The following is a 22,830-nucleotide window of genomic DNA, read 5'->3' on the forward strand; positions in this document are numbered from 1 at the left end:
ATATGTTCTTTAAAATAAAGGCACTGTGAATTTACTGTCGCCATCAGTTTCTTCCTCATGGGTGTAAGGCGAAAAGGTGCGTACGCTGATGGTGTTATTTTTTACCGAGAAGGTATATAAACGCATCAGTCCGTTACCCCCACCCGGGCGACTTTGGTAATCGTTCAAAAAGGTTTTAATGGTATGCCCGTTATAAATATCGGTACGGTAGCCTTCGCCATTAGCGCCTACGTGGCCGCAAAGCATCATAAATAGGTTGGGGTTACCTTTCAGGCTTTCATATATCGCTTTGCCTTCGGCATTAAGGGGTGCCTGTGGTTCGTTCGACCCTTTTACCGGGTTATAAAACAGGATGGAATGGCTTACCACTATGGCCTTGCGCTTTTCGTTCTTCTTTAATACCTCATTGGCCCAGGCATACAGGTTAGCCTGATCCTCGTTATGCGCGTCAAACTCCAGGAAAACTACAATAAAATCAACACCACCGGCAGTAAATAGGTCATAATGGCTATCGTTATTTTCGCCGTAGTGGCCACCATAGTATGGCCTGCCCTCAAAATGTTTAACACCAAAATACTGGTTGTAACCAGTGGTAGTACCCTTTACCGGGTATTGCGACGGAAACTGATCATGATTACCCACAGCCAGTCCGTAAGGTATGCTTACCGGAGTTTCTAAACCGTACAAGGCCGTTTTAGCCATATACCATTCAGCCCGGTTGGTTACCGGGTTATCGCCATGCTCGGTAATATCGCCCATGTGGGCAACATAGGCTATATTCTCCTTTTGCTGATTATCCTGTATCCACTTTATCTGCGCCTTAAACATATCAAAGTTGCCGCCCAACTGGGCTTGGGCCAGGTAGTATTGCGTATCAGGCAATACCGCTATCGAAAAATTGCCGGGTTTGGTAGTGGCCGGTTTGCCCGGTGTATTTAAAACGGTTTCGGGCGGGGTTTGCGCCGTTGCTATGCCGGTACCGGCTAAAAGGCTTACAAGCGCGGCGGTGAGGGTTAATTTTGTTTTCATATTGTGAGAGATCAAATCTTAAAGTAAAAAAGAGTAGCGGTAATGCCTGCCGCTACTCTGTGTTGTGAAATATCAATAACCCGGGTTTTGCAACATTTTGCCGGGATTCATATCAATTTCGGGTTGGGGTATTGGGTAAAGCAACTTGTAGTCGGTTACGTTGTAGGCATCGGGTGTAAGGTAGTTTACCTCCTGCTTAAGCCTTTGGCCAAAGGCATTCATTACCTGTACAGCCTTGCCGCCGCGAACCAGATCGTGCCAGCGGTGGTTCTCAAAGGCCAGCTCAACACGGCGCTCATGCTCAATTATGGTGCGCAGTTCGGCCTGGCCGCCGGTGGTTATATCGTCCAATCCGGCACGGTCACGCACGGTATTCAAGGCCGCGAGCGGCGATTTGCCCTGCTCGTTTTGTGCTTCGGCCAGCATCAGCAAAGCATCTGAGTAACGGTATACCGGGAAGTTATCGCTCGATCCGGTTACAGCCGCAAAAGGTTGATGGATGTATTTTTTGATGTAAGGTACACCAACTTTACCATCGGCGGGTGTATAGTTGATAATGCTTTTGTTAGCTGAATAAACAAACAGATCGCTGGCATTATAAGTACCCTCTGCTATACCTATTGATGCATCCAAACGCGCGTCATTAGGTTCAAAGTCATCTATCAGATCCTGAGTCGGAGTATTCCAGCCGCCGGTCGAGCTGTTATTGATAGCTATGCCTGTTATGATGGCTGTATTGGTGCTTCGCGGTAAAAAATGGAACGGCAGCGGGTTTGGCGTTACGCCAAGTACGGTACCACCCAGGTATTGTACCTCAAATATCGACTCCTTGCTGTTTTTATTGGTTACGGCAAAGGCATCGCCATAGTTAGCATTTAGGGCATAACCCATGGCTGGCAGGGTGTTCAGCAAGGTTTCGGCTTCGGCCCATTTTTTTTGCGTCATGTACACCTCGGCAAGCAGCATAGTGGCCGAGCCCTTGGTAGCCAGGCCCGATTGCGGGAACTTAGCAGGTGGCTGTAATTCGGCAATGGCGTCCTTAGCATCAGCAATGATCTGATTGTAAACCTCATCGGCAGTTGAGCGGATCAGGAAAGCATCCTCGGCATTGGTAACTGTTTTAACAAACAGCGGTACCCCACCGTAAAGGCGCACTAACTTAAAGTAATAAAAGGCGCGTAAAAATTTGGCCTGCCCGTCAATAGGCGCTTTTACTTCGGCGGCGAAGCTTGCATCGGCAAGCTTTTCAATTACCACATTTGCACGCGATACGCCCGAATAGCAGTGCTCCCAAACCGCATTCACATAACTGTTGGTTGAGGTATTTGTAAAATCGGGAATGTTTTCGCGGTGTATGTAAGCCGTACCGCGGTTGCTTGGGTATGGCTGGTAGATGGTATTGTCTGACCGCATTTCGCAAGTGAAATAATCATTCAGCATTACATCCCTTAGTTTAACATAGGCACCTATAACAGCCTGGTTAAATTGCTCAGGAGTTTTGTAGAACGATTCATCTGTATATTGATCCTCCGGGGCAAGGTCGATAAAGCTTTTTTTGCATGCCGATGTAACGATCAAAGCAAGGGCAAGCAGTATATATATCTTTTTCATTTGTACGTTTATTAATGATTAACCGATTATTTAAATGTTGCCGAAATACCGAATGAGAAGGTGCGTGGAATAGGGTAGGCGTTCTCGTCAATACCTATACCCAGCGTTGGGTCAAGTCCGGCAAAGTTTATCTCGGGGTTCATGCCGCTGTATTTGGTTAATACAAATGCTTGCTGAACTGAACTGTAAACGCGCAGGCTGCGAAGCACCGATTTGCTTTTCAGATCAAAACGGTAACCTAACGATATATTCTTAGCGGTTAAGTAAGAGCCATCCTCAACCCATTGGGTATTTACCGAACGGCCTATACCGGTAGTGCCGGTTTTGGTACGCGGGTACACCCCCGAGCCCGGGTTTTCGGGCGAGCGCCAGTGATCAGCAGCGGCGGCTAACATTACACGCGAGCCATCAAGGTTAGTTTGGTACGCCCATTTAGCGGCATTCAAAATATCGCCACCTACCGAAAAGGCCATGTGGATATTCAGATCCCAGTTTTTATAAATAAAGTTATTGGTTAAACCACCGGTGAGTGATGGGGTCGGGTCGCCAATAAAGGTACGGTCGTTAACATCATCAATAACACCGTCGCCGTTAAGGTCGCGCATTTTAAGCGTACCCACGTCAGACGTGCTGCCGTATTTGGCCGAGTTAGCCAGATCTGCCGCATCCTTATATAATCCATCATTAATAAAACCATAAAACTCACCAAAATGGCGGCCTTCCTGCTGGCGATAGTAATCAGAAGTAACCGTATTATTTCTGCGGATAAAGCCAGGGTCAACCAGGTCTTTAATAATATTACGGTCGATAGAGATATTCAGGTTAGTGCTCCATTTAAATTTACCTGTAGTGTTAACAGAGTTTACGGTAAACTCATGGCCCCACAATTCTACAATGCCCACGTTATCTAAAATACTGCCATATCCCGAAGCTTGGGGTATCGGCCTGTTCATGATCAAACCGTCAGATACCTTGTGATAATAATCGTAAGTGAACGATAGGCGGTTATTCAGTATAGCCAGATCTAAACCGATGTCAAACTGTTTATTACGCTCCCAGCGCAGGTTTCTGTTAGCCAGCCTGTTGTTGGTTTGGCCGATAACTGAAGCGCCATCCAAAGCATAATAATATTTACCGATAGTGGCCTGTGCCTCGTAGTTATTGGTGAAAAAGTTATTACCTGTTATACCATAGCTCGAACGGATCTTCAACATATCTAAAAAGCGGAAGTTTTGCATGAATGCCTCATCGCTAACTATCCAGCCTGCTGATATGGATGGGAAGGTACCATACTTACGATCCTCGCCAAAGCGCGACGAACCATCGCGGCGCATGGCAGCCTGTAACAGGTAACGGCCTTTGTAATTGTAATTTAAGCGGGCAAAGGTTGATAGCAATGAGTAAGCATTATAACCGCTGCTACCGCTTGAAATACTGCCCGCTGCCGATAGGTATGGAATATCATCATTAGGGAAACCCAAACCGGTTAAGGTATTGCTGGTGCCGCTGTATTTTTGTGCCGAGTAACCTACCAGCGCTTCAAAGTTATGGTCGTTAGCGAAGGTTTTGTTGTATACCAGGTTTCCCTCAGCTGTGTACGATCCATTATCGTTGGCACTGCTGGTACCGGTTGTTTGCCCCTCGGTTGAGGTTACTAAGCCCGATTGAAAATACTGACGAGTTTCATTACCCTTATCAACACCCACATTGGCTTTAAAGCTAAGACCGCTTAAAAACTCGTAGTTTAAATAAGCGTTAGCTAAAATGCGGGTTGTTTTATAATCATCATTAGTGAGGGTGAACTGCGCCAGCGGGTTAATATAAGCCACCATGCCCGGCGAACTGGTGTTACGGTCAAGCGTGCCATCCTCTTTATAGGGGGATTTTAACGGACTGGCCTCGAATATACGCTCGAACAAACCACCAACGCCATCGGTATTTAAACGCACGTTATGGTCAAGTCTGTAGCTTGGCGCCAGGTTAAAGCCTACCTTTAGCTTATTGTTAGCTAACGACAGATCCTGGTTCATACGTAACGAGAAAAGGCGGGTGCCGGTGTTTATTAATACGCCCTGCTGCTCCTGGTAGCCGGCCACAATGGTTGAGGTTGATCTTTCGCCTGCTGATTGTATGGTGAGGTCGTAATTTTGGATAGGCGCGGCACGGGTGAGTAACTTAAACCAGTTGGTACCTTCGCCATATTGTTCAGGGTTTTGGTACTCGGCAGGTGTAGCGGCAGTGCTGCCTTCGTACAGGCGTGCATCTTCAAACTTTTCATTCATGTACTGGGCAAAGCCGCGCGCGTCCATCATTTTGGGCACACGCTCACCCGGAATTTTTTGAACGCCATAGTTGGCATTGAACACTATTTTGGCATCGCCGGGTTTGGCATGTTTGGTGGTAATTAAAACAACACCATTTGCCGCGCGCGAACCATATAGCGCCGTTGCCGAGGCATCCTTAAGTATACTGAAGCTCTCAATCTCGGATGGGTTGATGTTGTTGATGCTACCCGTAACAGGCATACCATCAATTACAAAAAGCGGCTGATTGCTGGCATAAAATGATGCCGCGCCGCGTATACGAAAATCAATACCCCTGCCCGGCTGCCCGCTGCTTAGCGCTACCTGCACACCGGCAACCTTGCCCTGCATTTGTTGCGAAAACTGTATCACAGGCATATCCTGCAAAGGCGCCGCGCTCAGTTCAGCTACCGAGCCGGTTACTTCGCGCACACGCTGTTTTCCATAACTCACCGTAACCTCTTTTAACAGGCTGCCGCCGGTAAGGGTAAAGTTTAGCGAGGTTGTTTTATCGCCCTTTATTTCAACATTATTAATGGTTGATGTTTGGTAACCTATAAATGATGCTTCGAGGGTATAGGTACCTTCGGGCAGTTGAAGGCTGTAGCTGCCATCAGCCTTTGTAGCCGCGCCAATGGTAGTACCTTTGGCGCGTACGTTAGCGCCCGGTACAGGGGTGCCATGCTCATCGGTTACAATACCGTTAAGCTTGCCGTACACCTGGCGGTAAAGTACAACGGTGCCTGCCTGTTCGCGGTAGCCGATATCGGTATTGCTTAACAGGTTGCTCAATACCTTATCTAACGATTGTGCTGAAAAATCAGCACGCTTTACTTTCTTTTTGTTTAGTTGTAAAAACTCCTCATCATACGCAAAGTTGATATTTAACTGATTTTGTATCTGCTGAATAACAGATGACAGGCTTTGGCCCGACGCGTGAACGTCAACTTTTGTTTGCAGCACCTGCGCCTTACTATCAGTAGCCTTAACCGTTACAAGGCCTACCGTGAGCAGTATGCAGGTTGATAAAATGGTGATACGCATAAAATGCCTCCATAACTTTGTACAGAAATTCATATTTTTATTCGCTTTGTAATTTTTTGAATGGGATTGCTTAGCATAAGCAAGCGCGGGTTGCCGCCCGTAGCTTGCTCTTTATATATCTTGTTCCGGGTATGTTTTTATTGCCCGGTTATTATCTCGCTTTAATAAATAACTATATCATTACCCTCCTTCCTGTAATGGGTGTTATGCATTTGTGTTATCATTTGTAAGGTTTGTTCGGCCGGTAAATTGGCCTGTATGGGTAGTGTAAAGCGGTAGCCGGTAATTTCAGCGCTGCCCGCTTTTATGGTTATACCCAGCTGGTTTTTTATTACCGCTGCCAACTCGGCAAATGTTGCCTGCCTTAAGTAAATAATGCCGGTTTTCCAGCCCTGGGCTGCATTAATATCAACCTTATGCTGATTGTATTGGCCAGTGCTGGTGTTATACATCAACTCCTGCCCGGGGGTAAGGTAAATGGTGCGCCCGTTTTTAGTGCTTACACCTACTTTACCTGTGGCTACCATCACCTTAAGCTCGGGCATGTTATGGTAAGCATTAATATTGAATGATGTACCCAGCACATGCACCTTTACCTTTGAGGTATGCACTATAAAAGGCTTTTTAGCATCGTGCTTAACATCAAAAAAAGCTTCGCCTTCATCTAAATATATTTCGCGCAGGGTGCCGTCAAATTGCTCGGGAAAACGTAAGCGGGTTGCGCTGTTTAGCCATACTGCCGAGCTGTCCTGAAGCACAAGGCGTTGTATCTGTCCGTTTTTGGTGGATGCAAGACTGTAAACAGTCGCCGGTTTGGGTTTTAGTTTATGGTAAGCTACAGCGCCTATCAAAGCGAATACCAATACAGCGGCAGCTACCCTGATATATTGATATAACCTGCGTTGAGGCGCGATAGAGATAGCAGGCTCAATAGCCGAATTTATATTGCGCAGCAGCTTTTGCCTTACGCCATCAGCCAAAGGTTTATCCTCGGCCTGGGTGTACGACGCGTACCAGGCCTCAACCAAAGCGCGCTCGGTTTCGTTAGCCGAACCATCCTGATAGCGCTTAAGCAGCCTTTTAAATTTGTACCTGTTCATTTCGTGTATTTTCAGCCTTATGTCGCTAAAAACACCTTGAGGTACTTTTAAATAAAGTTATAGTTATGTTAAGAATATATGAACAGTATAGCTATAAGCCCTGCATAACCAGCATATTTTTCAGGATATTTTTCCTTGATTACCACACGTAGTCGGCGCGATACTTCCGAAATATAATTTTTAACCGTTTGCTCGGCCAGGCCGGTTTCGGCGGCAATATCCTTTATGCTGTAATTATCTATACGCAGTTGGTAAATCTTCTGCAAAGTTTCGGGCATGTGGCTCACCTCGTATTCGAGGGTGCGCTCCATTTCGTAATAATCGGTATGGTCGGCTATGGCATTTTCCAATATGCTCATACGTTGCATAGCCTCCTGCAAATACTCCTCGTTAGCTTTAAGCTGGCGGTAGTGGCTTATTACGCCAAACCTTACAGCGCTGTGTAAATATCCACTTACTGATGTTTCAATGTTTAAGGAATGCCTGCGCTGCCAAATTTTAATGAATATATCCTGAACAATATCCTGCGCGGGTAGCTCATCATCACCTAAACGAGCTAATGCGGTACGGTAAAGGCTCTCCCAATACCTGTTAAACAATTCGTTAAAAGCATCATGATCATTAGCCTGCATCATTAGCAGCAGATCTGTATCAGCAATTTGTCGCATACCGTGGTGGCCAAACTTAGCACACCAATGTTAACAAATGTTTAAGCGAGGGTTTATTTTAATTAAGGTGTGATGTGAACCCGCCACGTCATGCTGAGCCTGTTGAAGCATTAACACAAATTACAGCTAACCGCCACCCATTCTGTAAATCCATAAATTCTACAAATTCCGGTTCAGACCCACCGCGCATACCCTTCGACAAGCTCAGGCTGACAGCCCGCGGTACTTTATATTACCCGCCATGTCATGCTGAGCCTGTCTAAGCACTAACGCATCTAATCACCCCCACATCCTATAAACTCCTAAATTCCACAAATTCCGGTTCAGGCCTTCCGCTGTAAAAATTCCGTCAATTAGGTTAAAAAATTGTGCGAATGTCAATAATGTATGCCATTTTTACAGCATGGAAAAACAGCCTATTATCAGCGTAAAAAACCTGGTGAAAAACTATGGCGATTTTGCGGCTGTAAGGGATATAAGTTTTGAGGTTTACGAGGGGGAGATATTTGGTTTATTAGGGCCAAATGGCGCGGGCAAAACCACCACGCTCGAAATTATTGAAACCCTGCGCGATAAAACTTCGGGCGAGATAGTGGTTGATGGCTTTTCGGTTGATACGGATGCCGAGCGTATTAAACAACGCATTGGTGTACAGTTACAGGCCGCGGGCTATTATCCAAACCTTAACCTTTCTGAACTGATCGATCTTTTCTCAGGCTTGTACGGTATTAAAAAGAAACCCTTAGAGATGCTCGAGATGGTGGCACTTACCGATAAAGCCAAGGCCAAATACAAACAACTTTCGGGCGGGCAAAAGCAGCGTTTTTCTATCGCTACAACGCTCATTAATAATCCGCGTATTATATTTTTGGATGAGCCTACCACGGGGCTTGATCCGCAGGCACGCCGTAACCTGTGGGACCTGATCATCAAGATACGCGACAGCGGAACCACCGTGGTGATCACCACCCACTATATGGATGAGGCCGAAGTGCTGTGCGATCGTGTGGCCTTTGTTGATGGCGGCAAAATAGTAGGTATTGATACTCCTGATAATTTTATCGACAAGCTGGTAGCATCGGGCTTTGAACGCAGAAAAGAAGTTAAGGCAGCCACGCTGGAAGATGTATTTATCGACCTGACAGGCAAGGAGTGGAGAGGGTAGTTTAGTTAGTGGTGAATAGTGAGTATGGGCAGTTGCCGGTTTGCAGTTTGCTGGAATTAGTTAGATATTATATTAATCAAGATATATTAAAAAAGTCCTTCTCGTTTGGAGAGGGGTTGGGATGAGGTTTATGAGTAAATACGATCATGTTGGGGCCACGCTGGCTATTGCCAGGGCAAGTTTAAGATCCATCCTGCGCAGTCCCTCGTCGGTGGTTTTCACGTTGGCGTTCCCGCTGATATTTATTTTGGTGTTCGGCTTTATTGGCGGCGGCGGTGTAAAGGTTGATGTTGGCGTAGCGCCGGGTACTGATACCGTTAACCCCATCTACAAGGCTCTTGAACAAACAGCTATCATCAAACTTCATAAAGGCTTAGATACTCAATCGCTTAATAAAAACCTGTCAAAAGGTAGTTTGGATGCGGTATTGAAGATCAAATCCAACGGTTACATCAAAAGCGGCGATGGTAAAGCGCATCTTACAGGCGGCAATGCACCATACACAGTTGATGTAAATTATACCACATCATCAGCCAAGGGCGATATATTTAAATCGATAATCACCAATATTAAAAATGAGGTGAATATTAAATTTATGCAGGAGGTATTGTCAAGCCGTAGCGGGACTAATGCCGATGATGCGGTACGTGCCGCCACCAATTTCCAAATGGCCGAAGTGCGCGAAAGCACCATAACAGGCCGCGCCTACAAAACCATCGATTTTATTTTGCCTGGTCAGTTAGGTTTTTCTTTGCTGAGCACAGGGGTGTTTGGTACCGCCTTCGTGTTTTTGAGTTTGCGCATTACGCTGGTTATTAAACGCTTTTTTGCTACACCGGTTAAACGGGCAAGTATTGTATTGGGAGAGGCTTTGGCACGTATCTGCTTCTCGCTCATCGGGGCGTTGTTCATTATCATTATCGGTCACTTTGCTTTTGGCTTTACGCTGGTGCACGGTGTGGTCACTGTAATTAATATGCTCATACTGTCGGTCATCGGGCTTATTGTGTTCATGGGCTTTGGTTTCACCGTATCCGGCATCGCCAAAAACGAGAGTTCGGTGCCGCCTATCGCTAACATTATTACCCTGCCGCAGTTCCTGCTGTCGGGCACCTTTTTTTCTATTGATAATTTCCCGGCATGGCTGCAACCTTTAAGCAGGATATTGCCCTTAACGTACCTAAATGATGCCATGCGCAAGGTAGCCTTTGAGGGCGCTGGCCTGGGCGATGTTACCCATCAGCTGTTAATATTGCTGATATGGGGTGTAGTTATTTATACCATCGCCGTTAAAACCTTTAAGTGGGAGTAATCGAATTAACATTAAAATAATATTAGGAACCTTGCACTTAACATCAAGGTAACATTGTCGAAATACTTTTGTGGTATAATGTTAATCTGATGTTAAAAAACACCACTTCAGGCTTATTCTGGTTTCTGATATTAATTTTTTGTTCGGTAAATGTTAAGGCTCAAAATAGCAAAACAGGTACCTGGGGCATTGTTACCGTAGTTTTACCCGGCGATAGCGCGCACAAATGGGGGGGCTATATCGAGCTGCAAACCCGTACCAATTCCCTGTTTTATAACCAGGCCTTTTATTACGAGGTAAAGGGCGGCATCAGTTACGATATCGCCAAAAACTACACCGCCCTTATTGGTACCGGCAGGTACATAACTTACGATTACGAACACCTTGACGAACCACCAACCGCCCTTGAAACCCGCCTTTGGGAGCAGATGACAGTAAATCAGTTTCTGGATCGTATTAAGATAGAACACCGTTACCGTGTAGAGCAACGCTTTTTTGATTCGGGCTACCGTAACCGTTTCCGTTACAGGCTTAACCTGGCCATACCGCTAAACCACCGCAAGGTTGATCCTAAAACATGGTACGTGGCCGTTTTTGATGAGGTTTTCTTTAACAACAAAGCACCGCATTTTGAGCGTAACCGCTTTTCGCTGGCCCTGGGTTATCAGTTTACCAAGGCATTGAACATACAGGCCGGTTGGATGAACCAGTATAACTACAGCCTAACATCGGCAGGGGCAAAAAATAACCTGGCCATTAACGTGCAATACCGTATAAACCGTAAAAACATTAAGCCGAGGGAGCATATACCGTCAATCCACGATTAAATAATCATTAAATACTAAATTGTAATTGCGTTTTAGCTAATTAGCTTTAACTTAGCGCAGTTTAAAGTTTTATCAAAAAACGCTAATAATAACTATGAGTATAATAATTGATGTTCATGCACGCCAGATACTTGATTCGCGTGGTAACCCTACAGTTGAAGTAGATGTATTAACCGAAAATGGTGCACTTGGCCGCGCCGCAGTACCTTCAGGCGCATCAACCGGTGCCCACGAAGCTGTTGAATTAAGGGACGGCGACAAGGCTGTTTACCTGGGTAAAGGTGTTTTAAAAGCAGTTGCCAACGTAAACGAAAAAATTGCCCCTGCATTAAAAGGCGTAGATGTATTTGAGCAAAATACTATCGATGACATCATGATCAAGTTAGATGGTTCTGAAAACAAGGGTAACCTGGGTGCCAACGCTATACTTGGTGTATCATTAGCGGTAGCTAAGGCAGCAGCGCAAGAGAGCCGCCAGCCTTTATACCGTTACGTAGGTGGTGTTAACGCTAACACTTTACCTATCCCGATGATGAATATTGTTAACGGTGGTTCGCACTCTGATGCGCCTATCGCTTTCCAGGAGTTCATGATCATGCCTATCGGCGCTACTTCATTCTCTGAGGCTTTACGTTGGGGTGCTGAGGTGTTCCACACACTTAAAAAGATATTACACGATCGTGGCCTGTCAACCGCGGTAGGTGATGAGGGTGGTTTCGCGCCAACCTTTGGTGGTACTGAAGATGCTGTTGAAACCATCATTCAGGCTATCGAAAAAGCAGGTTACAAAGCAGGTGAGCAAATTTACCTGGCGTTTGATTGTGCTGCTTCTGAGTTCTACGTAAACGGTAAATACGATTATACTAAGTTTGAAGGCGATAAAGGTGCTATCCGTACCAGCGCTGAGCAAGCTGAATACCTGGCATCATTAACTGATAAATACCCTATCGTATCAATTGAAGATGGTATGGCTGAGGATGACTGGGATGGCTGGAAATTACTGACCGACCGTATCGGCAAAACAGTACAGTTAGTAGGTGACGATTTGTTTGTTACCAACGTTAAGCGTTTGCAAGATGGTATTGATACCGATACTGCTAACTCTATCCTGGTAAAGGTAAACCAAATTGGTTCGTTAACTGAAACCATCAACGCGGTATCATTAGCGCAAACTAACGGTTATACTTCAGTAATGAGCCACCGCTCAGGCGAAACTGAGGATGCTACCATTGCCGATCTTGCTGTTGCCCTTAACTGTGGCCAGATCAAAACCGGTTCAGCTTCACGTTCAGACAGGATCGCGAAATACAACCAGTTACTGCGTATCGAAGAAGAATTAGGCGAGAATGCCCGCTTCATCGGTAAAAACTTCAAGTTTTTGAAAAAGTAATCTCCCTCGCGAGATTTAATTATAAAGCCGGCTAACTCAAATTAGCCGGCTTTTTTGTTAACTGCCACATTGAATTCATATTATCTTCAAACTCATTTCTTACATTTCGCATCTAAATCCTATCTTTGCCCATGCAAGAAAAAATCCTCATTCTTGACTTCGGTTCGCAGTTCACCCAATTAATAGCGCGCCGTGTCAGGGAGCTTCGCATTTACTGCGAGATCCATCCCTTCAATAATTTTCCTGAAGTTGACAGCAGCGTAAAGGGTATCATCCTTTCGGGTTCGCCTTATTCAGTTCGTCAGGACGATGCGCCGCACTTTGATTTCGCCAAATTTCATGGCACACTGCCTATTTTGGGCGTTTGCTATGGCGCGCAGTACCTGGCCCATTTTAACGGCGGCGAAGTATTGCCATCAAGCACGCGCGAGTATGGCCGTGCCAACCTGCAATACATCAACCACGAAAACCCGTTGCTGAAGATGATCCCGGCTGATTCGCAAGTGTGGATGTCGCATGGCGATACCATTGCCCGCCTGGCCGATAATTTTGAGGTAATTGCCAGTACCGATAGCGTACGAGTTGCCGCTTACCATGTAACCGGTTCGCAAACCTACGGTATACAGTTTCACCCCGAGGTAACCCACAGTGTTGATGGCAAGCAATTGTTGCACAACTTTTTAGTTGATATATGCGGATGCTCGCAAGATTGGACCCCCGATTCATTTGTTGAAACTACCATCGCGCAGCTTAAAGAAAAACTGGGCGATGATAAGGTAGTGCTTGGTCTTTCAGGCGGTGTTGATTCATCAGTAGCTGCCGTATTGCTGCACCATGCCATCGGCAAAAACCTGCACTGTATATTTGTTGATAACGGCCTGTTGCGCAAGGATGAGTATGAGCTGGTGCTCGACTCGTACAAGCACATGGGGCTTAATATTAAAGGCATTAACGCCAAGCAACGTTTTTACGATGCGCTGGCCGGTTTAACCGATCCTGAACTAAAACGTAAAGCCATTGGCCGCGTATTTATCGAGGTATTTGATGATGCCGCGCACGAGGTTCAGGATGTAAAATGGCTTGGCCAGGGTACTATCTACCCGGATGTTATCGAGTCGGTATCGGTTAAAGGGCCATCGGCAACCATTAAATCGCACCACAACGTAGGTGGTTTGCCCGATTTTATGAAGCTGAAAGTAGTTGAGCCGCTAAACACCCTGTTTAAGGATGAGGTGCGTAACGTGGGTAAGGCTTTGGGCATTGATCCAAATATTTTAGGTCGCCACCCATTCCCGGGTCCGGGCTTGGCAATTAGGATATTAGGTGAGGTAACTCCCGAAAAAGTACATATATTACAGGAGGCCGATGCAATTTACATCAACAATTTAAAGGCTGCCGGTGTTTATGATAAGGTTTGGCAGGCAGGCACCATATTTTTGCCGGTACAATCGGTAGGGGTAATGGGCGATGAGCGCACCTACGAGAACGCGGTAGCGCTGAGAGCGGTTGAATCAGTTGACGGTATGACGGCCGATTGGTGCCATTTACCGTATGATCTGCTGGCCAAAATATCAAACGAAATTATCAATAACGTAAAAGGTATAAACCGGGTAGTATATGATATCAGTTCAAAACCACCGGCCACAATTGAGTGGGAATAAGTGGTTGCTAATTTTAGTTATTGCGCTTGTTGCCGCGTGTTCGCCAAAAACGCGCCCGGTTGGTAAGGGTACAACTAAACCAACTGATAAAACTACCGGAACTACCGATAAGGCCGAAAAAGATAAAAAAGAGGACAAGGATGCCAAAAAGGTATCTGACAAGAGGGTGTCAACCGTTGCGATGATACTGCCTTTTGGCCTCGACCATTTAAACCCCGGCGCTACTTACAGCGCCGCGGGTTTAAAAAAAGCTTCGCTATCGTTAGATTATTACCGTGGCTTTAAGCTCGCGCTTGATTCGCTTACCGGCGAGGGCGCTAACTATCGCCTGCAATTGTTCGACTCAAAGGACGAGCCATCGCAATCGCACAGCCTGGCGTTAAACCCGCAGGTTAAGGGTAGCGATTTGATAGTAGGCCCTGTATTTCCGGATGGGATGAAGGTGTTTACTACCGTGCCGGGTAATAACAAAAAGCTGATCCTTTCGCCGCTGTCACCATCGGCACCAACAACTTACAATGCCGAAAATCTGGTAACTATAATTCCTCCGTTGGAATACCATGCCCTGCGTGCCGCTGAGTTTGCCGTGGCCAAGGCCAAAACCAAAAAGGTTTTCGTGCTTACTTCGGGCTATAGTGCCGAGTTGCCTTACATCAAATACTTTAAAAAAGCGGTTGACAGCCTGAGCAAAAAAAAGGTTAAGGTGGTGCAGCTAACCGTTGCCCGCGGAAACCTGAGCCCAATTATGGCGCAGCTAACCAAGTTCGACCGTAACTTTATGGTTATTCCGTCAACCAATCAATCGTTTTTAAAGGTTACCTTGTACTCGCTTGATACTTTGGCCAAACGTTACCCGGTAACGCTGATCGGGCACCCCAACTGGGAGAAATTCAGTTTCCTGAAATCAGACCAGATGCAGCGTTTGAACGCCTACATCACCTCGGCCGACAGGGTGAACTACAAGGCGCAAAGTACCATAACCTTTGTGCGTAATTACCGCCGCCTGTACCGTGCCGAACCATCTGAATATGCCATTAAGGCGTTTGATGAGGGCATGTTCTTTGGTCAGTTATTGGCTGATGATGGCGATAAGATAAAAAACCTGGACGATAAGGAATTTACCGGGCTGCACAACAGCTTTGATTTTATTTATAAAAAGGGGCAGGGCTGGGTAAACAAGCACGTAAACCTGTTACATTACGAAAACTTTGAATTAAAGCAGGTGGAATGAAGGCACTAAATCAGCTAAAAACGTTTCTACGTATTTTGGATGAATATCCGGCTGATACGCCTTTAGGTAAGTTTTTACCGGGCTTTTATCGCCTCAATAAACAAATGGGCTCCACTGATCGTAAGGTGGCGGGGCGCTTGGTTTATAATTATTTCAGGCTGGGCAGGGCCTTACCCGCTTTACCGCCTGATGAACGTTTAATGGTAGCCGAGTTTTTATGCAACACGCAAACCAACTCCTTTCTGCAGCATTTTAAGCCCGATTGGGCTGCCTGCATTGGCTTTACTATTAGCGAGAAGATAGCCCTTATAAAAACCAATTACCCCGATTTTAAGGCCGATGATGTTTTCCCCTGGACCGATCAGCTATCGGCAGAGGTGGATAAGGATAAGTTTTTGCGTTCATTTTTTATTCAGCCCGATCTGTACATACGCGTTTTGCGCGGGTATGAGCCACAGGTAAAGGCCGAACTGACCAAAGCCGAGATTAACTTTAAGGATGATGGCGATGGCTGCTTTTGTTTGCCTAATGGTACCAGGCTGGAAAACATATTTCCGCGCCAGCAGCATTTGTATGAGGTGCAGGATTATTCATCGCAACAAACAGCTAAGTTTTTTAAACCCGAACGCTGGGATAAATGGTGGGATGCCTGCGCGGCCTCGGGGGGTAAATCGTTGTTATTGCACAGCTTACAGCCTGATCTGAAGCTGGTAGTGTCAGACGTGCGGGAGTCTATCCTGGCTAATTTGGACGAGCGCTTTCAGCAGGCGGGTTTACTCAAGTACCAAAAAAAGGTACTCGACCTTACCCAAAACCCTGATCAGGAAATGCACGATTACGCTTTTGACGGTATCATATTAGATGCGCCATGCAGCGGCTCGGGCACCTGGGGGCGTACGCCTGAGATGATCAGCCAGTTCAATCCGCAACGTATAGCCTTTTTTCAGCGTTTGCAGCAGAGTATTGCCCGCAATGTGGTAAAGTATCTTAAACCCGGTAAGGCGCTTATTTATATCACCTGCTCGGCCTTTAAGGCAGAGAATGAGGATGCCGTTGAGTTTTTAACCACCGAACTTGGGCTAAAACTCGAAAGCCAGCAAATATTAAAAGGTTACGAACGCAAGGCCGACACCATGTTCGTGGCAAGGCTTATCCGCCCGGAATAAGCCTTTACAGCCCGCTATTGCTCCTGAATAGTTTTATCGCGATAGCTAACAATATAACACCAAAGGCTTTGCGCAATATGCTCAATCCTGCTTTGCCCAACAGGCGTTCAAGCCATTTTACATTTTTAAGTACCAGGTAAACTATGGTGGTGTTTATAACTATGGCTACCAGTATATTCTGTGTTTGATATTGTGATTTTAGCGATAGCAGCGTGGTCATGGTACCGGCACCGGCAATCAATGGGAAGGCAAGCGGAACTATCGATACTGTTTTGGCCATCTCCGGGTCGTCCTTAAAAAAGGTAATGCCCAACACCATTTCCATCGCTATAATAAATATCACGATTGAACCTGCTATGGCGAACGATGATATATCCAACCCGATAACATCCAGCAGCTCATTACCCACAAATAAAAAGGTTACCATAAGCACCAGTACGGCAATACTCGCTTTTTCAGATTGTATGTGCCCCGCGCGCTGGCGCAACTCAATAATTACTGGTATCGATCCTAAAATATCAATAATAGCGAACAGGATCATGGTAACAGATAGTACCTCTTTAAATATAAGTGGCTGCATAAATTATAATTAAGGTCAGTTTCAGCATTCCTGGCGTTTTAGCTTAAAGCTGAGGGCGAAAGCTACCAGAATGTACAAAGATGCTAAAAAGAAAATACTATGCAGTGATATGGCCGTAACAAAACCTGCCGTTATTGGCCCCAGTGTTTGTCCTATGGATATGTACGATTGATTGATGCCTAATATCTTTCCCTGTTCATGGCTGCCTGTTTTGTCGGCAATGATGGCGTTGAGCATGGGGTTGCGCAGTCCGTTAAATAGGCCGTAGATGCCCACCGCCGTGGCGAATAATATCAACCCTGTTGCCAGGCCCGCTACTATCATGGCCCCCAAACATATTAAGGTGGAGAATAGCAGTATAATTGATTTGGAGCTGCATATTTTAGTGAAGAACGGTACCAGCAACTGCATAATAATGCCGGTAATGCCAAAGCCCGCATAAAACACACCCGTTTGAGCTGGTGATAGCTTCAACTCATCGGTAGTAAAGGTTTGGAAGCCTACTATCATGGCAAACTGCGCCATGGTAAGCAGAAAGCTGATGAAGATGCTTACGCCGATGGTCTTTTTTTTCAGGATGGTAGCTAACGATACAAAGCTGAACTTGTAGGCTTGTTGCTCGCCGCTTTTACAATGGGTTTCCTTTAACGCGAATATGGTAAGCAGCACACCAATAAGCGCTATACCCGCCGCGAAGTAAAAGGGCACGTGCATACCATATTTGCTAAGCAGGCCGCCCAATGCAGGCCCGGCCACAAACCCGAATCCAAAGGATGAACTTAGTATACCAAAGTTCTTTGCCCTGTCATCGGGCGATGAAACATCGGTAACCATGGCTTGCGCTACCGATATGTTGCCACCGGTTAATCCATCCAGTATACGGGCGGCAAACAGCATAATGATACTGCGTGCCTGCGCGAACAGAATGAATGATATACAGGTACCAATAAGGCTGATAACAAGCACCGGCTTGCGCCCCCACCTGTCGGATAGGGAACCCAGCAATGGCGTGGCAAAGAATTGCGCTATGGAGAAAGCCGCGGTAAGCAGGCCCAGCGTTTCGCTGGTTACACCAAACTTTTTGCCGTAGCTGTACAGCAGCGGCACCACAATGCCAAAGCCCATGGAGTTGATAACGCAAATAACAGCCAGTATCCACAGGCCTTTCTTCATTCAGTTTACATTTTGGTTTATGTAGAAGTGCTAAAAACAAAAAAGGTTCTGAAAAATATTTTCAGAACCTTTTTTAAGTATGATCGGGTAACCGATTATTCAGTGTACTTCGGGTTTGGCGGATCGTTAGGCAGGTTAAGCTGGCCCTTACGGATAAGCGAGTGCTTTTTACCGTAAACCATGTAAATAACTAAACCTAATATCATCCAGATGGCCAAACGTAACCAGGTATCGCCGGGTAATGATACCATCATCGAGATACAAATTAATATACCTGCAATTGGCACGAAAGGAACCCAAGGCGTACGGAACGGACGAGGAGTGTTCGGGTCGCTTTTACGCATCACCATAACACCAACACATACCAGTACGAATGCGAACAGGGTACCGATTGATACCATTTCGCCTACCACGTGCACCGGTACAAAGGCCGCGAACAAGCTCACAAATACGGCGAACAGTAAGTTTGATTTGTACGGAGTTTGGAATTTTTTGTGAACCTTGGCAAATACTGATGGAATTAAACCATCTTTTGACATGGTATAGAATATACGCGACTGACCCATCAGCATCACCAGGATAACTGATGTATAACCTGCAAGGATAGCCAGGATGATGGCTTTTTGTAACCAGGCGTAAGGTGTTTTAGCGATAGCTACGGCTACCGGGGCAGCGCTGTCTTTAAACTCTTTATAGTTGGCAACACCTGTCATTACGTGCGAGAAAAGCACATAAAGCAAGGTACAGGCTAATAACGAACCAATGATACCTATAGGCATACCACGTTTAGGGTCTTTAGCCTCCTGAGCGGCGGTTGATACGGCATCAAAACCAATAAAGGCAAAGAATACCACACCCGCGCCACGCAATACGCCCGACCAGCCGAACTCACCGAATTTACCGGTGTTTTCAGGAATGTAAGGAACGTGGTTTGATGGGTTGATGTAACCCCAGCCCACCGCGATGAACACCAATACTACAGCAACTTTTAATACTACCAGTATGTTATTCACAAATGCTGATTCCTTTGTACCTCTGATAAGTAACAAAGAAAGACACACGATGATGAATACCGCAGGCAGGTTAAAATAACCACTCACTACGCTGCCATCAGCCATGGTAACTGTTTCCCAGGGCGACATGGTGAGCTGCGGCGGTATTTGTATGCCATATAAATGGAGGAATTTTGTTAGATACTGCGACCAGCTGATAGATACCGTTGCGGCGCCAAGGGCGTACTCCAACACCAGATCCCAACCGATGATCCACGCCATAAACTCGCCCATAGTTGCGTATGAATACGTATAGGCCGAACCGGCAATAGGGATCATACTGGCAAACTCGGCGTAGCAAAGGCCGGCAAAAGCGCAACCAATAGCGCCAATAACAAATGAAATAGTAACGGCAGGGCCGGCATTGTTGGCGGCAGCCAAACCGGTTAACGAGAATAAGCCCGCACCAATAATAGCCCCGATACCCATGGTTACTAAATTGAAGCTGCTAAGCGTACGGCGTAAAGTGCCTTCGCCGCTTGCTGCCGCTTCTTTTAGTAGTAAATCAAGTGGTTTTTTAAATCTCATATATAATGTCAGTTAATATATCAGTCCAAACCTACTTAATTTTATTGATATGATAAAGAACTGATTGCATCCGCAAAACAAAACGTTATTTTTTGTGTATGATGCTGCGAATATTTTAATATTGTTACGTTTTGAGGCTTAAACCTTAGCGCATTGGTCGTGTATTTTCACCAAAACATCGGCACTTAGCGGTTTTACCAGGTACGATTTTACAAAAGGGTAGGTTTTTGAGCGCAGCATATCGTCAGCATCAATTGATGAGCTTACTACATAAATATCTATCGGCTTGCTGATCTTACTGTGCAGGGCTTTATACTTATCTAAAAACGACCACGCGTTAATATCAGGCATGTTTATGTCGAGCAATATCACATCCGGCAATTCGTCGGTATTGTTCAGGTTTTCCTCAATGTATTGCAGGGTTTCGTAACCGTTGGTTACGTGCTTGGTGCTTTCAAAAAGACCGGTGTTCTTAAGCAGTTTTACCGCGATGAAGTGTTCCATCGGGTTATCATCAATCATTACAATTTTATTCATTTCAATATGTTATGTAAACAGTTATTCAAATACTGTTCCGCTATGCCAAATGTGGTTTAAAGTAATTATAAGCTGTTTTTTATTGATAGATGATATTAATTGTGGGGAAAAATGCGCCCACAAATTGTAGAATGTAGAAACGTTGCCTTTATATAAAAGTTGGCATGGCCGTTATTTTAATAGCCATGCCAGCGCTATTTATTACAGCCTGTGGCTTTGCGGCTTAGCTGCCGGTTTTTCAAGCGATTGCTCTTTAAGCTGATTTTGTATGCGCTCGTTGGTATTTACCTCGTGATGCAGGTGAGGCGCTATGACCAATGATACGATAGACATTAGCTTGATCAAAATATTCATTGACGGGCCCGAGGTATCCTTGAACGGATCGCCCACGGTATCGCCGGTTACTGATGCCTTGTGTGGTTCTGATTTTTTGTAATGGATAACGCCGTTGATCTCCACACCCTTTTCAAATGATTTTTTGGCATTATCCCATGCGCCGCCCGCGTTGCTCTGGAAGATGCCCATCAGCACGCCTGATACGGTAACACCTGCCAGCAGGCCGCCTAATACTTCGGGGCCAAAGGCAAAGCCGATAACAATAGGGGTGATGAGCGCGATAAGTCCGGGCGCTACCATCTCGCGGATGGAGGCCTTGGTTGATATGTCGACACATTTCTCGTACTCGGGCTTGGCCTTGTACTCCATAATGCCGGGTATCTCCCTAAACTGACGGCGAACCTCCTCAACCATTGACATGGCCGCCCTGCCTACGGCCGATATAGCCAGCGCCGAGAAGATGAACGGAATCATCCCCCCAACAAATAAACCAGCCAGTACATCGGCCTTATAAATATCAATATGCTCAATACCTGCCACGCCCACAAAGGCCGCGAACAAGGCCAGTGAGGTAAGCGCCGCCGAAGCAATGGCGAAGCCTTTACCCGTAGCGGCAGTGGTGTTACCCACGGCATCGAGGTTATCGGTGCGGTGCCTTACTTCTTCGGGCAGGCGGCTCATTTCGGCAATACCACCGGCATTGTCGGCAATGGGGCCAAAGGCATCAATAGCCAGCTGCATGGCGGTTGTGGCCATCATACCCGCGGCGGCAATGGCCACGCCATACAAACCCGCGAAATGGTACGAGCCAAATATACCAGCCGCCAATACGATGATAGGCAGCACGGTTGATTCCATACCGATAGCCAAACCAGCTATAATATTGGTAGCATGCCCGGTTGATGACTGGCGGATGATGCTCAGCACCGGGCGTTTGCCCATAGCGGTATAATATTCAGTGATGATTGACATCAGCGTGCCCACTATCAGCCCCACAATAATGGCCAGGTAAACGCCTGTTTTATCAAACTCCTTAACGCCTTCCTTTAATTCCTCGGTACCAGGAATCAGATCGCGGGTAAGGTGCATGTTGCCATTGGGCAACATCCAGTTCACTACAAAAAAGGTAGCGATGGCCGTTAGCACGATGGATGTCCAGTTGCCAATGTTCAGGGCGTTCTGTACACTGTCTGTTTCATTTTTGATCTTTACAAATGATGCACCTACTATGGAGAATATCAACCCTAAACCGGCTATCACCATAGGTAACAATACCGGGGCTATGCCACCAAAGGCATCGTTTGATACAATTTCGCGCCCCAGTACCATAGTGGCCAGCATGGTGGCTACGTACGAGCCAAAAAGATCGGCACCCATACCAGCTACGTCGCCCACGTTATCGCCTACGTTATCGGCAATGGTGGCAGGATTACGCACATCATCCTCGGGGATGCCTGCTTCAACCTTGCCCACCAGGTCGGCGCCCACATCGGCAGCCTTGGTATAGATACCGCCGCCCACACGCGCGAATAAGGCTATCGACTCGGCACCCAGTGAGAAACCGGCCAATACCTCCAACGCCTTTTCCATATCGCGACCGTTAACATGATCGCCCACATACATTTTATAAAATACGATGAATAATGATCCTAAACCCAAAATAGCTAAACCGGCAACGCCAAGGCCCATCACGGTGCCGCCGGTAAATGATACTTTAAGTGCTTTGGCTAAACTGGTGCGTGCCGCCTCGGTGGTGCGCACATTGGCTTTGGTAGCTATGCGCATACCTATGTATCCCGCGAAGGCGGATAAAAACGCGCCTATAACAAATGATACCGCGATAACCGGGCTTGACGTAGCAACCGTAGTGCCCGACCATGCCAGCAATATTACCGCTATAACAACAAAGTAGCTCAACACCTTCCACTCGGCACGTAAAAAGGCCATGGCGCCATCGGCAATATAGCCTGCCAGTTCGGTCATGTTAGCATCGCCCGAGGGCTGCTTGCTCACCCAGGCCGCTTTAACGGCCATTACTATTATACCCACAATGCCTAACAGAGGTATTAAATAGATTAAGTAACTGTTTAAGAAGTCCATAAATAATTTGGTTATAA

At 46.2% G+C, this 22,830-nt stretch carries 17 protein-coding genes; 7 read left to right on the forward strand and 10 right to left on the reverse strand.

The features are described from left to right. Positions 1-9: 9 nt before the first annotated feature. From IM792_RS06485 to IM792_RS06505, 5 genes are all read right to left on the reverse strand, one after another. Entirely contained in the window at positions 10-1,029 is a 1,020-nt protein-coding gene (locus IM792_RS06485) for a metallophosphoesterase (protein ID WP_194101023.1), read from the reverse strand. Positions 1,030-1,101: 72 nt separating this feature from the next. Then, positions 1,102-2,640: a RagB/SusD family nutrient uptake outer membrane protein gene (locus IM792_RS06490; RefSeq protein WP_194101024.1), complete on the reverse strand. Its 1,539-nt coding sequence runs from the start codon at positions 2,638-2,640 to the stop codon at positions 1,102-1,104. A 26-nt stretch (positions 2,641-2,666) separates the two neighbouring features. Further along, entirely contained in the window at positions 2,667-5,987 is a 3,321-nt protein-coding gene (locus IM792_RS06495; protein ID WP_194101025.1) for a TonB-dependent receptor, read from the reverse strand. 161 nt (positions 5,988-6,148) lie between these two features. Continuing rightward, entirely contained in the window at positions 6,149-7,087 is a 939-nt protein-coding gene (locus IM792_RS06500; RefSeq protein WP_194101026.1) for a FecR family protein, read from the reverse strand. 68 nt (positions 7,088-7,155) lie between these two features. Next, positions 7,156-7,755: a sigma-70 family RNA polymerase sigma factor gene (locus tag IM792_RS06505; RefSeq protein WP_194101027.1), complete on the reverse strand. Its 600-nt coding sequence runs from the start codon at positions 7,753-7,755 to the stop codon at positions 7,156-7,158. Positions 7,756-8,158: 403 nt separating this feature from the next. Between IM792_RS06505 and IM792_RS06510 the strand changes: the two genes are divergently transcribed. From IM792_RS06510 to IM792_RS06540, 7 genes are all read left to right on the forward strand, one after another. Continuing rightward, a complete protein-coding gene (locus IM792_RS06510; protein WP_194101028.1) occupies positions 8,159-8,920 on the forward strand; it encodes an ABC transporter ATP-binding protein in 762 nt (253 codons plus the stop codon). A 130-nt stretch (positions 8,921-9,050) separates the two neighbouring features. Then, a complete protein-coding gene (locus IM792_RS06515) occupies positions 9,051-10,232 on the forward strand; it encodes an ABC transporter permease (protein ID WP_194101029.1) in 1,182 nt (393 codons plus the stop codon). Between the two features lie 89 nt (positions 10,233-10,321). After that, positions 10,322-11,059 (forward strand): DUF2490 domain-containing protein, encoded by a 738-nt coding sequence (locus tag IM792_RS06520; protein WP_194101030.1) that lies wholly within the window; start codon positions 10,322-10,324, stop codon positions 11,057-11,059. Positions 11,060-11,153: 94 nt separating this feature from the next. After that, on the forward strand, positions 11,154-12,449 hold the full coding sequence (eno, locus tag IM792_RS06525; RefSeq protein WP_194101031.1) for a phosphopyruvate hydratase: 1,296 nt from the start codon (positions 11,154-11,156) through the stop codon (positions 12,447-12,449). A gap of 131 nt (positions 12,450-12,580) precedes the next feature. Then, positions 12,581-14,110 (forward strand): glutamine-hydrolyzing GMP synthase, encoded by a 1,530-nt coding sequence (guaA, locus tag IM792_RS06530; RefSeq protein ID WP_194101032.1) that lies wholly within the window; start codon positions 12,581-12,583, stop codon positions 14,108-14,110. Next, positions 14,097-15,341, forward strand: a complete 1,245-nt coding sequence (locus tag IM792_RS06535; RefSeq protein ID WP_194101033.1) for an ABC transporter substrate-binding protein — start codon at positions 14,097-14,099, stop codon at positions 15,339-15,341. Before guaA ends, IM792_RS06535 begins: the two co-directional genes overlap by 14 nt. Further along, positions 15,338-16,507: an RsmB/NOP family class I SAM-dependent RNA methyltransferase gene (locus IM792_RS06540; protein WP_194101034.1), complete on the forward strand. Its 1,170-nt coding sequence runs from the start codon at positions 15,338-15,340 to the stop codon at positions 16,505-16,507. Before IM792_RS06535 ends, IM792_RS06540 begins: the two co-directional genes overlap by 4 nt. Before the next feature lie 4 nt (positions 16,508-16,511). On the opposite strand, the gene IM792_RS06545 is transcribed toward IM792_RS06540, so the two are convergent. From IM792_RS06545 to IM792_RS06565, 5 genes are all read right to left on the reverse strand, one after another. Further along, a complete protein-coding gene (locus IM792_RS06545; RefSeq protein WP_194101035.1) occupies positions 16,512-17,087 on the reverse strand; it encodes a MarC family protein in 576 nt (191 codons plus the stop codon). Between the two features lie 21 nt (positions 17,088-17,108). Further along, positions 17,109-18,260, reverse strand: a complete 1,152-nt coding sequence (locus IM792_RS06550) for an MFS transporter (RefSeq protein ID WP_194101036.1) — start codon at positions 18,258-18,260, stop codon at positions 17,109-17,111. A gap of 95 nt (positions 18,261-18,355) precedes the next feature. After that, the gene (locus IM792_RS06555; protein WP_194101037.1) at positions 18,356-19,840 is read right to left on the reverse strand and encodes an amino acid permease; all 1,485 of its coding nucleotides are present in this window, start codon (positions 19,838-19,840) and stop codon (positions 18,356-18,358) included. Positions 19,841-19,978: 138 nt separating this feature from the next. Beyond that, positions 19,979-20,377 carry a response regulator gene (locus tag IM792_RS06560; protein WP_194101038.1) on the reverse strand — a complete coding sequence of 133 codons (399 nt, stop codon included), beginning with the start codon at positions 20,375-20,377 and terminating at the stop codon, positions 19,979-19,981. A gap of 201 nt (positions 20,378-20,578) precedes the next feature. Further along, positions 20,579-22,813, reverse strand: coding sequence for a sodium-translocating pyrophosphatase (locus tag IM792_RS06565; RefSeq protein ID WP_194101039.1), 2,235 nt, complete (start codon positions 22,811-22,813; stop codon positions 20,579-20,581). Positions 22,814-22,830 lie beyond the last annotated feature (17 nt).

Source organism: Mucilaginibacter sp. JRF, from assembly GCF_015223065.1.
Classification (GTDB): domain Bacteria; phylum Bacteroidota; class Bacteroidia; order Sphingobacteriales; family Sphingobacteriaceae; genus Mucilaginibacter.

What these genes read in the sequence shown, in the direction of transcription:
- IM792_RS06485 (WP_194101023.1), bottom strand. Translation starts at nt 1,029, where the DNA reads ATGAAAACAAAATTAACCCTCACCGCCGCGCTTGTAAGCCTTTTAGCC.
- IM792_RS06490 (WP_194101024.1), bottom strand. Translation starts at nt 2,640, where the DNA reads ATGAAAAAGATATATATACTGCTTGCCCTTGCTTTGATCGTTACATCG.
- IM792_RS06495 (WP_194101025.1), bottom strand. Translation starts at nt 5,987, where the DNA reads ATGCGTATCACCATTTTATCAACCTGCATACTGCTCACGGTAGGCCTT.
- IM792_RS06500 (WP_194101026.1), bottom strand. Translation starts at nt 7,087, where the DNA reads ATGAACAGGTACAAATTTAAAAGGCTGCTTAAGCGCTATCAGGATGGT.
- IM792_RS06505 (WP_194101027.1), bottom strand. Translation starts at nt 7,755, where the DNA reads ATGCGACAAATTGCTGATACAGATCTGCTGCTAATGATGCAGGCTAAT.
- IM792_RS06510 (WP_194101028.1), top strand. Translation starts at nt 8,159, where the DNA reads ATGGAAAAACAGCCTATTATCAGCGTAAAAAACCTGGTGAAAAACTAT.
- IM792_RS06515 (WP_194101029.1), top strand. Translation starts at nt 9,051, where the DNA reads ATGAGTAAATACGATCATGTTGGGGCCACGCTGGCTATTGCCAGGGCA.
- IM792_RS06520 (WP_194101030.1), top strand. Translation starts at nt 10,322, where the DNA reads ATGTTAAAAAACACCACTTCAGGCTTATTCTGGTTTCTGATATTAATT.
- eno (WP_194101031.1), top strand. Translation starts at nt 11,154, where the DNA reads ATGAGTATAATAATTGATGTTCATGCACGCCAGATACTTGATTCGCGT.
- guaA (WP_194101032.1), top strand. Translation starts at nt 12,581, where the DNA reads ATGCAAGAAAAAATCCTCATTCTTGACTTCGGTTCGCAGTTCACCCAA.
- IM792_RS06540 (WP_194101034.1), top strand. Translation starts at nt 15,338, where the DNA reads ATGAAGGCACTAAATCAGCTAAAAACGTTTCTACGTATTTTGGATGAA.
- IM792_RS06545 (WP_194101035.1), bottom strand. Translation starts at nt 17,087, where the DNA reads ATGCAGCCACTTATATTTAAAGAGGTACTATCTGTTACCATGATCCTG.
- IM792_RS06550 (WP_194101036.1), bottom strand. Translation starts at nt 18,260, where the DNA reads ATGAAGAAAGGCCTGTGGATACTGGCTGTTATTTGCGTTATCAACTCC.
- IM792_RS06555 (WP_194101037.1), bottom strand. Translation starts at nt 19,840, where the DNA reads ATGAGATTTAAAAAACCACTTGATTTACTACTAAAAGAAGCGGCAGCA.
- IM792_RS06560 (WP_194101038.1), bottom strand. Translation starts at nt 20,377, where the DNA reads ATGAATAAAATTGTAATGATTGATGATAACCCGATGGAACACTTCATC.
- IM792_RS06565 (WP_194101039.1), bottom strand. Translation starts at nt 22,813, where the DNA reads ATGGACTTCTTAAACAGTTACTTAATCTATTTAATACCTCTGTTAGGC.